This window comes from Pseudoalteromonas aurantia (genome assembly GCF_005886875.1).
Lineage (GTDB): Bacteria > Pseudomonadota > Gammaproteobacteria > Enterobacterales > Alteromonadaceae > Pseudoalteromonas > Pseudoalteromonas aurantia_A.
In genome coordinates, this window is sequence record NZ_PNBY01000121.1 from 1 (window position 1) to 12,428 (window position 12,428).

Genomic DNA, 12,428 nt, shown 5'->3' on the forward strand with positions numbered 1-12,428 from the left:
TTCATGCTCTTGCCCTGACTGCAAAGTTAACCTGATAGCTCAACAGCCCCCAGTTAGGTGTCCGATGGCATAGCTCATTGTTTATGATAAATTCGACTAAACTTCAGATTTTATTATCATTTCTTAATAGCTTCCTATGATGTGTTTGCTTATCAATTTCTTTGGGGCTTTTAACCTTTAAATGGCTTACAATTTCACAGGAGGTTTAATCCATTAATCGAATTATTCGGCCAACATCGTCTTTACTGGCTTATTTTGGGATAACTTCAAAATCCAGTCACATATCTATGATCTAATAGCATCAGTTTTTCCTATTTATCTATCGTAATGTCTTTATTGTCTCATCTCGAACTAGCCAAAGAAAACCGCTCAAAGATTGATCAGCACCATAACCTGGTTGATATCATGTTTCTGATAATAAGCGCCATAACCTCAGGCTGTGAAGGTTGGCAAGGTATTGAAATATATGGTAATAAAAACTCCCATGGTTAAGGCGTTTTCGCCCTTTTGTAAATGGCATTCCCACACGGCACAGCATCGCTCGTATCTTTCGAGGCCTTGATAGTGACTCACTACTACTAGCTCTGTACAGCTGGGTAAATCAACAACGAGAAAAGTCAGGCATGCCAGTCATCGCTTTTGACGGCAAAACGATTCGTGGTGCGAGCAAACGCGCGACGGATAAACTCCATTTAGTTTCAGCTTATGATTGCGATTCAGGGCTGACCTTGCTCCACAACTGTGTCGATAGCAAAACGAATGAAATTCCAGCAGTACGTGAATTACTTCACATGCTTGGTATTACCGGTGCGATGGTCACATTAGATACAATGCATTGCCAAAAAGAGACGCTAAACCAACTTATCAGTCGCAAAGCAGACTATGTGGTGCAAGCTAAGGGCAATCAGAAAAAACTATACTCGGCAATTTCAAATGTATTCCAACAACAATTTGATTCTGGGGAACTGGGGATGGACACGCAAGTTACTTCAGATAAGGGGCATGGTCGAGAGGAAATACGAACTGTTTATAGGCTTAATGCGACTTTATTAGATAAAGACATTAGGCAAGACTGGCCAGGCATTCAATCCATTATTGGCGTTGAGCGCACTCGGACGAAGGGTAAAAAAGACCAGTATTGATACACATTATTATCTGAGTTCATCAAGAGATAACACGCTCATATCAAAAGCAATTCGCCAACACTGGTTGATAGAAAACCAACAGCATTGGGTACTGGATGTGGTGTTCAAAGAAGACAGTTGCCACATTCATGAGGCACTGAGCGCCCAGCATATGGCGCTATTTAGGCGAGTTGTTCGCAACATGGTTAAGCAGCACACAAAAAGCAAAGGGTCCATTCGAAGTAAACTCGTTGCTGCCAGTTTTGACGATGATTTTAGAGCTGAACTTTTGTTTGGTTAACAGGAATTAACAAAGTGTGCTCGGCCCTGCGTTAGACCACTTCATTATAATGCTGGTTTAACGCCAAATGAATCTGAGGTTAGATATAAAGGTTCTAAAATTGTGGCAAAATTAGTTGACCATTACATAAGGAACCTTATGTTCTTATCGCACCAAACTAAATAATTTCAATTGTTTAGGAAATAAAGCCATTACCAACCAGTAACTTCCAAATAAGCTATACATGGTCAAGAATTCTTTAATACCCTTTGAAATTTATTAATTTCAAAGGGTATGTTTAGCTGGCGGTTTTTTGAACACAGCTGAATGCAAAAAAGGACTAAAAATAAAAATGGCTGTCATATTTAATTTTTTAGCCCTTGCCGTAACATTAAAATGTAAAGGTAACACGCGCACCAATTTCGCGAGGTGCACCTAGGATTGTCGAAGGCGTCCCATCATCATTTGATAAGTTATTGTTGGTGTCATATAACTCATCCGTGGCATTTTTAACATAGGCTTCAAGGGTTATGCTATCTAACTTGTAACCGCTGTTTAAATTAACCAAGGTGTAGCTATTCATTTTTAATTTATTAACGCCATTTGCACTGACTGAGCTAGTTGGCTCAGAAAACCTTGACGTTGAATCACTGATATAACTCACGTTACCATTAAAAAACAAACCATTGTCATTTTCATAGTAAAAACCTAGTACAGCAGTCTGTTCCGGCGCGAATAAGAAGCTATTACCTGAATAATCTATTTCACCATCAGGTGATAAAAAGCTATCGTACTCAGTGTGAGATAAAGCCAAACCAGTATATAGTTCTAAATTATCAGAGAGTTCATAATTAAAACTTAATTCAGCACCAGAAAGGGTAGATTCACCGGCATTCACTGTCATAGTAAACGCTGTACTCGTGGTGCCTGGTTCTTGAATAGCCACTTGTTGATCTGTCCAATCGCTGTAATACACGTTGGCATTAAGTACACCTTTACCGTCAAGCACAACTGCCCGCAATGCCGCTTCATAATTCCAAAGCTCTTCTTCATCAAAATAATTAACGCCATTAAGTAAGGTTAGCTCAGAGCCACCCGAACGATAGCTTTTCTTGACGAAGAAACTAGTCGATATATCATCATTCCATTGATAGGTAATACCAGCGTGTGGTAATAAGTTACTAAAATCTTCTGTTTTATTAGCTAAAGGCACACCAGCAACATAGGCTGCTAATTGGCTGTTGATTAAGCCAATAGCACCGTTAATGTTTAATCCAGGGGCAAGGGTAATACCACCAAAAGGCCCACCCACAGCAGGTAATACGTAATTACTGATGGTGTTTGATTCAGTGGTGAATTCTTGCTCTTCGTTATCGTAACGCAAGCCAAAACTTAGCATCAACTGCTGATTTAAATCAATTTCCCACTCTGAGAATAACGCCCAAGTACTGGTTTTAACTTCGGTAAACCCCGCTTGAGTAGTATCAAAGTACGGTTCATAAACAACTGCAGGTAATACCGCCGTTGTTGTTAACACTGCACCTAATCCTGGAGAAAACTCATCAAATAATGCGGGTAGGGCCAAATCAAGTTGGTTTCTACTACCAATATAAGCATCAACCGATGAAAAATAGAACCCTGAGCTACCTCTTACACCGTCATTCTCGTAATTGAAACGAAATTCTTGCGACCAGTTATCGTCTTTACTATTTTGGGTAACAATACCGCCACCATTACCAAAGGTTCTTAGCGTTTGGTCATAGTCACTATAACGAGAACGCTCACCACTTTGATAAGCGGTAATGCTTTTAAGTGACCAGTATTCGTTAACAAAATAATCAACATTCAATGACGCTAAGTCAGCCTCGGTATCAAAACGTGAATCATCTCCTGATAAGTTAATGCGAGCTGCTTTATCAAAATCAAAGTTATTATTCTCACCTTGCCATAACGAAATAGTTTGCCCGTAGTTACTTTTGATATGCTGGTAAGAAAATACTGATTTAAGGTTATCAGTGATTTGATATAACCACTTTACGCGCACCACAGAATGATCAGTATCACCGTAATCATCTTCTCCACGTGTAGTATTATTTACAAACCCGTCTGATTTTGCACTTTCTGCTGAAATACGAATGGCTGATACATCATCCACTAAATTGAAATTAGCAACGCCTTTTAGCTCTTTTTTACCGTACTCACCACCTCCAATACGGATAATGCCTTCATTTTCAAAAACCGGATCCATGGTATTCACTACAACCGCCCCAGCAAGCGCGTTACGCCCCAAGTTAGTTGATTGTGGACCACGTAAAATTTCTATTTGACTCACGTCCCAAAGTTGGCCTGCGCCTTCACTTTTAACCCAACCAGAAAGGGTTACGCCATCAATCACTACTGAGGCTAAATCGCCTCGACTTGGGTTGCCAGAGCCATCACTACTTCTTACACCACGAATGTAAAATTTTGATTGGTTGCCACTTACGCCTGGGGTTTGAATAAAGACATCAGTGATATTTTCAAGGTTACGCTCTTCTAATGTTAAATTAGTAAATACTTCAACACTTTCTTTAGTCTCCTGTAAGCTGCTACTTAGTTTTTGACCGGTAACTACGATTTTTTCTATATCGTTACTGGGTGAGGTTGCCGAGTCAGTTTGTTCTGCATACGCTGTAAAACAGGCGATACTTATGGCAAGTGACAACCCATTTTTTGCGAAATTTTTCATTCGTTTATTCCTATAGTTTTAATCAAATACAAGATTGTTTTTTATAATTAGGCTGCTCACTGTTGCTGCCAACAGCAAGCAAGATATTTTTACTGTGCGTGTAGTAATTTGAAGTCATTGGAAGGGGGTAATTGCTGAGCTTGAAAGCGTCACCCATTTATGAACTTATACATTTATTATTACTTTAAACAAGCACAAATCAGTCAGTTAACAAGAAAACCGTATTAAACGTTAGCTAACTCTTTAACAACAACTTATCTATTTATTTGTAATTGTAATTGATAATGATTGGCATTAATAGTAGTGTTGTGTTTATATTAATAATCAAAGGGCTTTTAAAAACAAAGCTATTAATATCAATAACTAAAAGCCTAAAATACAAGAACATTTTTAGTATTCACCAAAAGAAAATTATTTAATAAGGGTCCTTTAGGCTATTGACTTCGTTGTCTCCTAAATAATTGAACCTCTTTGGTTTGGCGTGATCAGATTATTTAATGCCTTAACTCATGCTTTGATATGAAGAAAAAAATATGAATTGGTCACTGTACAATGGTGCTTTAATCCAACTTGGTAAAACCAATATTTGGCTAAATAATAGTGCCATCCTAAGGGAGCCAAAAAATAACCATTAAATTTCAATTACATAACTTTCATCCATGTTTTTCTAGATGAGTTACACTGCTGAAGTTGTATGGGAAGTATGTATGGCGTATGTTGATTTATGCCCAATTATAGCCAAAATGGCTGACACTCCTGGAAGTTCAGACTAAACCAGTGTTAAAACAAGGTGTTAATAAAAGAAAGGCGGTGAACAACCCAAATAACTGGCACTGTTTTGGGTAGCCCCAGAAAGCATATGCCCAAAGGTTTACCCTTAGAATTGAAGTCGTATTTAGATCTGGTTGAGCTAACAGGTCGATGTATTCGAGTAGATAAACGTGATGCCATAAACCCCATTAACTCTCCAATTTTGGACCGGCTCAACATAGCCCCAGAAAACTGGCAAAAGCTCATAACACAATTAACTAAAGTATATCACGGTGCAGTAGGGCGATCTCAAAAGCTTGATAATTATTGTGCGAGCTTAGAAATAAAACTGCGCGCTAATTACAAGCAATGTAAAAGGTTACTGGCTTAATTTTTAAGTCATCTAGATAACCAACACAGCATAACTTAGTGGATTAGTTGCGGCTTATTGATGAGGACGAGTTCAGTTTTTCTTTCTTTTCGATCTTATAGCGCATGTCGTTAATTTGACCTTACTAACTAAGCGATATTTCAGATTGATCGTGGCCTTTACCTTTGGTGACAATTTAAAATGGATGTTGCTTATTTTTCATTTTTGTTCAGCACTCGTGAGTATTAATCGGAGTACCGTATTCTCACCTAGTTTTTTGAGACCTAACTTATACGAAACTGCCTGCTGCCGTTCAAAATTAAAACAAAGATCAATATTCCCCAGTGAATTCTTAGGGTACAAAGACGCAAACGCTTTAAATGAACAATTCAAAGTACAGTATGGGACGTCAATGATGCAATGGAGAAGAATAAGATAAGCGTAAACTACGCGGATGTGAGCCACTCAATTGCGTGGTGTTCATCGAAGAAGCTTTTGAGCTTTAAAGAAGTATTATGAGAAAATAAATCAATTAAGTCACTTTTAAAGTCTGCAGGGCTGACGACACGCGCAACACGAAAATTCGGGAGGATCTGTTCGATAACTTTAGTTACTTTTAATACGTCACTACCACCATAATGTAACTTTAAATCGACGACATTAAGCAGCAGCTTATCTTTATGATGTAACTGTGCGAAACTTAGGATCCTTTGGTACATACCTATCACTTCTTTTGGCTGGCCGCACCCTTTTACGGTTACAACAATAATATCGCTTGGGCAGACGCTATTAATACTGTAAGTAAATTGCTGTGTGGTGTGATCAGTTTTGTCAGTCATAGTACTCAGTTGTAAAGGTACTCTTTTATAGGTTTAGCAAATACTGTACGGGTAATACAGGTGAATGACCGAATTGTTCACAAATAATTTTATTGCATAGCTCAAAGGCCATCAATTGCAGTTAGCCCTGATAAAACGGTATTTTCATAATCGCTATATATTTTTTTAAAATTATTTCTGCATATTGGCGCCTTTCGTTGTATTGAGGCGGGCAGAATACTGTTGACGTGCTTTAGCTGTTTAATAAATTGTTGCAAATTTATGTTGTCGTATCTAAAAGAGTTCGTAGAAGTCGTGTGTTCAGAAAGTGGCGAAATTGCAACATCAACTGTGCGAGAGCCATGTTGAAATAGGGCTTGGCTATTTGCAAAATTTGCCTCTTGCGTGCGTAGCATTGCGGCTTCTGGAATGGCTTTTATCCTTAGCTGAGAGCCATTTTCTTGCCAGGTGATTCCGCATACACTGATATGAACTGGTGATTTAATGCCAGCGGCAACTTTTGGAGCGAGATTTAAATTACCTGGGTGATAGATATCTTCTATGAGTGAGAGTGCAGTACTTGGCGACAAGCTTTCAAAGGTCGTATGTCCGATATTGCTCAGATAACTGATTTTGAGTGTTTCAAGTACGTAATAAACCTCGCCAGTATCTTGCCATATAGAATTATTTGTTAGGCAATTATCGCTAACGGTAATGATGTTTTTATTGTCATACGCCGTTTTTTTCAACCACGTAGTAATTAGATTCTTCATAATGACTCCTTAGCTTTATTTGATAATATAAATGAAAATGAGAAGGATTGCTATTAAGGTTTAATGGGTGTAAGGTATAAATCATTCAAATTAGCATCACATATCAACCACACTAAACCGGAGGCTAAAATGAGCTTTATCGTCGGGCTAAGAAATTTGTTATTCAAGGCCCTATATAAATTATCTCGTCCGTTAATCTTTTTAATGGATCCTGAAGAAGCACACTATATGTTTAAACGCGTAGGGGTGTTCTTAGGGTCAAACTTCCTGACACGATTTTTGACGTCCTTACTATTCAATTATGGGCATAAAAGTCTTAAGACATCAGTGGATGGCATTGAGTATAGAAATCCGCTCGGTTTATCGGCTGGGTTTGATAAAGATGGTGAATTAACCAAAATATACCCTTCTATCGGCTTTGGTCTGGCTGAATTAGGGTCATTTACGGGAGAGGTGTGCCCAGGTAACCCGGGTAAACGACTCTTTAGAATGGTCAAATCAAAGTCGATTTTAGTGTGGTATGGTTTGAATAACCAAGGTGCAGAAGTTATCTCGAAACGACTAAAAGGGGTGAATTTTGGCAAACTTAAAGTAGGAATAAACGCCGCAAAGTCCAACTTGACCCCTGAATTTGATTTGCAAGATTCGATTGATGATTACACCAAAACAATGTCGCTGTTCAAAGACATTGGTGACTATTATACGATAAATATCAGCTGTCCAAACACACAGGACGGCGAACCATTTGTAGTAAAAGAGAATTTGGATGCATTACTCAAGGCGGTGAACGCCCATCGGGTAGAAGGGCGACCAATTTATGTAAAATTGGCTGCGGATATCTCCATTGATGAAATTAATACTATTGTTGATGCGTGTATTGAGCATCAAATGGACGGTGTGGTGTTAACAAACTTAGCCAAACCGGCACATAATAAAGAGTATATTGAGTCAGAGTTACCCTATCATAAAGGCGCGATGAGCGGTTTGCCACTACAGCGTATTTCTACCAATGTGATAAGACATGTTTATCGTCGCTCTCGTGGAAAATTAACCATAATTGGCGTTGGTGGCGTGTTTACTGCGAAAGATGCGTATGAAAAAATTACTTCAGGTGCGAGTTTGTTGCATATGATCTCAACACTTATCTTTGATGGCCCGCAAAATATTAATGAGATTAACAGAGGTCTTGTTAAATTATTAAAAGCAGATGGTTTCTCATCAATTGAAGAAGCAGTGGGATCAAGAAACCCATTGCCAAAACTAAAATCGAGTCAGTCACAGCATACTTCTAAAAACGCGGCGTAACCATTTCTTCGTTCCCCCAATTCAAGGCTGAGAGATCAGCCTTATTTTTTGTCTTTCACCTCATTTAATAATACAAAATTCAACGCGGTCACTGATAAGTTGGTAGTTTTAGGTTTTAATTGTTAAATTAAAACAATGGCTTGAGTTTTTTACGAATAAAGACAGGGCAAAGAGTGCGATGATGTTTAAATAAATTAGCCAACGCTTTTTGTAAAAAATAAATAAGCAATAGCCAAATACTATTTCACCTAAAACTGCTGAACTCTTCATCCATAATGAGGCGACTTCTGACAAACCGATACTTGCAGTCATGGCTTTTTTCTAGTGGAGTAATATGAAATATCTTTGGAAATAACCATGGTATATCCAGCTATAGTTGATCATCACTCTAGCTATCATGTATGTTGACATATTATTGTTGCTTTTTTATTTTTTTCATCAGGCCTGATGTTAACCTTCAAAGCTATCTAAGCCTATCAAACTATTTACGTTTTACGATCTATTTTTGACGGCAATACGTAAACATGACTCGATATCGATTTTGATGAGAAGTAACAATGCGTAAAATTAATCCAAAAAAGCTGCTCAATAGCAAATGGACCGCGGTGTCACCTAAGCATAAAGAAAAGCACTTTATGGTCACGGATGTTGAGTTTGATGAAGAAGGCCAAGTGTTGCACTGCATAATTGAAGCTGTGCTAACAAAGCGCGCAGTCGAAATCCAATGGTTTGACTTAAAAGATGAGCAAGAGTGGTCATTTGGATGGAGGTAACATTGACAGAGTTGTCTTGGTTAAAGGTATGTACCCTAACACCATTATAAAGTGCCATAACGGCTTGGTATGATATTAGTTAGCACCTTAAATGTGATGTAAGTTGCTATCAATTGCACTTTACTTATTTTTTATCGGTGTCGATTGTGCCAGCAGTTTTACCAATATTATCTAATTGTCCGTTTAATTGATGTTCTGTCATTTCATGGTTTTGGAACGCTACTTCTAGTGATAATACTTTAAGAGTCTGGCTCAAGACGATTAGATATGATGATGCATCCTTTTGGCGACTTCGTTTTAAATTGATAAGTAATTCATTTAACTCGCTTAACGCGGAACCCGATAAATTTTTGCTGACAATGCTTTGCATAAGCAGGGTATCTAAATAGGTGGGGTAAGGAAGTGGGTTTTTAACATAGAACTCTTGCTTGAGGTTGTCACTGTCGGGCAAGTTATTAAAATACTTTAAGAGTTCTTCACTGTACTCTTGGCATGTTTCAACTGTGGTTATGGCAGAGTTTAGTAGCTTAATAACATCTTGCTTTTCTTTTCTATCGCTTTCGTAATTGGTGATTGAAATAGCCAGTAGGACGCCAACTAATGTTGCTATAAGTGTCAGAATAAAATTAATGCCTAGGCTATATTGTTCAGTCGCACTTTTAAATTTAGGTAAGAAAATAATAAAGCTTATAAAAATCAAAAGTATAGTTATTATTGTATAAAACATAGCAGTGCTTGTTTTCCTTTTCATTGAGACCACAAATATGCACGCTAATACTATCGTGGTTTCTCCTTTTTTACCAATCTACATCAAAATATGTGTTTTAGCATCAATGTTAAAGTGTTTTATATGTATGGCTATTCTAGCTAATACACAATATTTACGTGTATTGATAAAAGCATGACTGATTCAGTTGAACGCCTAATTAAACATCGCAGTGCGACATTCGCCTGTTATCAATAATGGTAACACTCTCTGAGTTTACGAAAGCGTCTATAAATAAGTTATTGATCCTTAAAAGTCACAATTTATGACTGTTGTAAAACTCATTGTATGCGGTTGTCTGATGTGTTTTATTACGCTGGTACAAGGTGCGATGTTACCTGAGCAATGCAAGAAAATTGGTATAGTAGCAAGTTGGCCACCGTTAACCGTATTTGATGAGGGGGGAGCAACGGGTTTAGATGTTGAAATTGTGAAGCGTATATTTGAGCGTGCAAAAGTGTGCTACAAATTTGTGAGGCTGCCCTCAAGTGCAAGAACATTCAAAGAAATGCAAAAAGGCACCATAGATGTATCGACAATGACCAGCTATACAATATCGCGAGAGAGGTTTGGTACGTTCTCTGGGAGCTATCGTCAAGAAAAGATGCGTTTGATCTCTTTGAAACAGCCCTCGAGCATTACAAATTTAAAAACAATTTTAAACAGTGATAACACCATAGGTTTGAGTATTGGCTCGTATTATGGAGAAGAGATCAGACAACTGATGTCTGATACTCTCTTATCAGATCAGTTTGTAAGTCTTGCGAGCGCGGATAGTAGAATCGCCATGTTAGTAAAAGGTCGAGTTGATTTTATTATCGATGATTTAATTAGTGCCCATTACTATAAAACGAAACTTGGTCACCGGAGTTTAAAATTGTGGTCTTATGTGGTACATGACAATCCGGTTCATTTGCTATTGAGCCACACTGCTTTCACTCACACTGAGATATCGGCTATTAACCTGGCTATTAAAGATCTTCAAAACGATATTGATGCCATTGTAATGAGTTATCTTATTAATTGATGCTGCTTAACATGCATATTAACGCGTGTGGTACAACGCCCTGTTAGAGCCGCTTTCGTTCTTTATTTCAATAGTGTAAGTCAACCTCAAGGTCATTCCGATTTTGTATATATGTAAGTATGAGTATCAGGTATTTCAAGTAAAAAGTCAGTTGGGCCAACATCATACTGCATTTGACTAAATAGAGTGGTTAATTGCCCTCGATGGTGAGTTTGATGGTTAAATAGATGACTGATCAGTTCGCCAAAATCACGTCTACTTATAACACCTTGTGAGTTTGTATATTGTAACTGGTTATCGAAATCACCTTCTTCTGTGTCACTTTTAAGCCATGACCCGATTAATGAATCGACCTCTTTGCGTGTGGCCTGTAATGGGTGAAAGTCTGAATATAAAATATCATCTAAGCGCTTAGGGCTGGGGAAGTTAGATAAGCGGTGTAAGGTTGTATACCTTTCAGAGAACTGTGAAAACCTAGTTAACCAAATAAGATCGCCGATGAGGATGTGATTTAGCGTGCCAATAATTGATTTAAAAAACGCGCCACGGTTTTCATTGAGGGCCTCTTTACTTAGATTTTGAGCAACACTATAAATCTGTTTATTCATTCTTGTATTGTGATATGACATTAATATAAAGTGATTTTTTACATTCATAACTAGCCTATTGTATGTCAGCGAGTATTAGCAACCTGACTTTATCTAGTTAACATCAGGTTTTTTCAGCTGCAATATTATTAATTTACAGTAACATTGCCAGAGTCAATTTTTATGCATATTTTTTGGAAGTTCAATAAACTACTATGTAATTTCCTAAAAGTTTATTTTGATTATTGCACTTATTTTTTGCGCTGTATGTAGTAATTCGTTTACTCTTTAGAAAGACCCGAATTCAAATAATATGGCTAGTGTCACAAATCAACACTTCGGCTTTTTACAGTTCTATTGATCGTCTTTATTATGACTATGAAATATAACGGCTTTTATTTTAAAGTTTTTTGAGTTTGAAATTTCACCAATCTATGTGACCCAAAATGGTTTGACTGACGTAATAATATGTACACTTAATCATGAGATGTAAAAGATGCTTCATTATCTTGTAACCAGTCAAAACTATCCAGCTTTTATCGATATTAAGCACCAGGTTGAGGAATTTGCAAAAACAGAAGATATATCAGCTTTGTGTGGGAAGAAACCACACCCACTGCATACGTGGCTGACAAAGAATGTATTGGCTATCGTGAAGGTTGAATTATTTGCATTTATTTGTATGTTGTTCGTGGTGTCATCTGCTGCGCTCGTTTTTAACTTAACGGCGGGAGTGTGGTTACTTTTGGTCATGGTCTCGTTGCTTTTTTCTATTTGGGTGTCTGGTTTAGCGGGGTTTGAGTTGCTACAACATTACTTGCAATGCCAAGATGCAACACAAGATAGCGAAAGTTTGCTCGCACTGTACATTGAAATCAGTGATCAGGAGCTTCCTCATCTCACTACATTGTTACAGCAGCCAAGTAGCTTGACGGTTGTAAAACTCGACTGAGACGAGTTCATTATTTTTATGGTGGTGGCTAATAAAGGCACCGCCTGTAATTCTACTTAGAAACAATCGGCAAGCTGCTCAGGGCGAGAGCGTGAATATACTGTTAACAGCTAAGCCCTAATCACCTTATCTAAATATTCAGTGTCCATCGCAGCGCGGCGTTGTTTTCGTCGTA

The 12,428-nt window shown here is 37.9% G+C and carries 10 protein-coding genes and 1 pseudogene; 6 read left to right on the plus strand and 5 right to left on the minus strand.

The genetic code is table 11. The features are described 5' to 3' along the window. The first annotated feature begins 327 nt into the window (after positions 1-327). A pseudogene (locus CWC18_RS18790) lies at positions 328-1,425 on the plus strand (ISAs1 family transposase). 370 nt (positions 1,426-1,795) lie between these two features. Here the strand turns inward: CWC18_RS18790 and CWC18_RS18795 are convergent. Beyond that, positions 1,796-4,132 carry a TonB-dependent receptor gene (locus CWC18_RS18795; protein ID WP_138675874.1) on the minus strand — a complete coding sequence of 779 codons (2,337 nt, stop codon included), beginning with the start codon at positions 4,130-4,132 and terminating at the stop codon, positions 1,796-1,798. An 859-nt stretch (positions 4,133-4,991) separates the two neighbouring features. On the opposite strand from CWC18_RS18795, the gene CWC18_RS21630 reads away from it, so the two are divergent. After that, entirely contained in the window at positions 4,992-5,273 is a 282-nt protein-coding gene (locus CWC18_RS21630) for a hypothetical protein (protein ID WP_249930156.1), read from the plus strand. Between the two features lie 425 nt (positions 5,274-5,698). Here the strand turns inward: CWC18_RS21630 and CWC18_RS18805 are convergent, their stop codons facing one another. Beyond that, positions 5,699-6,091 carry a hypothetical protein gene (locus CWC18_RS18805; protein ID WP_138592843.1) on the minus strand — a complete coding sequence of 131 codons (393 nt, stop codon included), beginning with the start codon at positions 6,089-6,091 and terminating at the stop codon, positions 5,699-5,701. 101 nt (positions 6,092-6,192) lie between these two features. Then, positions 6,193-6,843: a hypothetical protein gene (locus tag CWC18_RS18810; protein WP_138675875.1), complete on the minus strand. Its 651-nt coding sequence runs from the start codon at positions 6,841-6,843 to the stop codon at positions 6,193-6,195. A gap of 129 nt (positions 6,844-6,972) precedes the next feature. Here CWC18_RS18810 and CWC18_RS18815 point away from each other — a divergent pair, with 129 nt between their 5' ends. After that, the gene (locus CWC18_RS18815) at positions 6,973-8,148 is read left to right on the plus strand and encodes a quinone-dependent dihydroorotate dehydrogenase (RefSeq protein ID WP_138592845.1); all 1,176 of its coding nucleotides are present in this window, start codon (positions 6,973-6,975) and stop codon (positions 8,146-8,148) included. A gap of 557 nt (positions 8,149-8,705) precedes the next feature. Further along, the gene (locus tag CWC18_RS18820) at positions 8,706-8,921 is read left to right on the plus strand and encodes a TIGR02450 family Trp-rich protein (protein ID WP_138549287.1); all 216 of its coding nucleotides are present in this window, start codon (positions 8,706-8,708) and stop codon (positions 8,919-8,921) included. Between the two features lie 124 nt (positions 8,922-9,045). Here the strand turns inward: CWC18_RS18820 and CWC18_RS18825 are convergent, their stop codons facing one another. After that, on the minus strand, positions 9,046-9,648 hold the full coding sequence (locus CWC18_RS18825; protein ID WP_138592847.1) for a hypothetical protein: 603 nt from the start codon (positions 9,646-9,648) through the stop codon (positions 9,046-9,048). 304 nt (positions 9,649-9,952) lie between these two features. Between CWC18_RS18825 and CWC18_RS18830 the strand changes: the two genes are divergently transcribed. Continuing rightward, the gene (locus CWC18_RS18830; RefSeq protein WP_249348067.1) at positions 9,953-10,714 is read left to right on the plus strand and encodes a substrate-binding periplasmic protein; all 762 of its coding nucleotides are present in this window, start codon (positions 9,953-9,955) and stop codon (positions 10,712-10,714) included. 92 nt (positions 10,715-10,806) lie between these two features. Here the strand turns inward: CWC18_RS18830 and CWC18_RS18835 are convergent, their stop codons facing one another. Next, positions 10,807-11,370 (minus strand): DinB family protein, encoded by a 564-nt coding sequence (locus CWC18_RS18835; RefSeq protein ID WP_138592848.1) that lies wholly within the window; start codon positions 11,368-11,370, stop codon positions 10,807-10,809. Between the two features lie 427 nt (positions 11,371-11,797). On the opposite strand from CWC18_RS18835, the gene CWC18_RS18840 reads away from it, so the two are divergent. Continuing rightward, positions 11,798-12,253 (plus strand): hypothetical protein, encoded by a 456-nt coding sequence (locus CWC18_RS18840; RefSeq protein ID WP_138592849.1) that lies wholly within the window; start codon positions 11,798-11,800, stop codon positions 12,251-12,253. The last annotated feature ends 175 nt before the right edge of the window (positions 12,254-12,428 follow it).

What these genes read in the sequence shown, in the direction of transcription:
- CWC18_RS18815 (WP_138592845.1), top strand. Translation starts at nt 6,973, where the DNA reads ATGAGCTTTATCGTCGGGCTAAGAAATTTGTTATTCAAGGCCCTATAT.
- CWC18_RS18830 (WP_249348067.1), top strand. Translation starts at nt 9,953, where the DNA reads ATGACTGTTGTAAAACTCATTGTATGCGGTTGTCTGATGTGTTTTATT.
- CWC18_RS18805 (WP_138592843.1), bottom strand. Translation starts at nt 6,091, where the DNA reads ATGACTGACAAAACTGATCACACCACACAGCAATTTACTTACAGTATT.
- CWC18_RS18835 (WP_138592848.1), bottom strand. Translation starts at nt 11,370, where the DNA reads ATGAATGTAAAAAATCACTTTATATTAATGTCATATCACAATACAAGA.
- CWC18_RS18795 (WP_138675874.1), bottom strand. Translation starts at nt 4,132, where the DNA reads ATGAAAAATTTCGCAAAAAATGGGTTGTCACTTGCCATAAGTATCGCC.
- CWC18_RS18810 (WP_138675875.1), bottom strand. Translation starts at nt 6,843, where the DNA reads ATGAAGAATCTAATTACTACGTGGTTGAAAAAAACGGCGTATGACAAT.
- CWC18_RS21630 (WP_249930156.1), top strand. Translation starts at nt 4,992, where the DNA reads ATGCCCAAAGGTTTACCCTTAGAATTGAAGTCGTATTTAGATCTGGTT.
- CWC18_RS18840 (WP_138592849.1), top strand. Translation starts at nt 11,798, where the DNA reads ATGCTTCATTATCTTGTAACCAGTCAAAACTATCCAGCTTTTATCGAT.
- CWC18_RS18820 (WP_138549287.1), top strand. Translation starts at nt 8,706, where the DNA reads ATGCGTAAAATTAATCCAAAAAAGCTGCTCAATAGCAAATGGACCGCG.
- CWC18_RS18825 (WP_138592847.1), bottom strand. Translation starts at nt 9,648, where the DNA reads ATGTTTTATACAATAATAACTATACTTTTGATTTTTATAAGCTTTATT.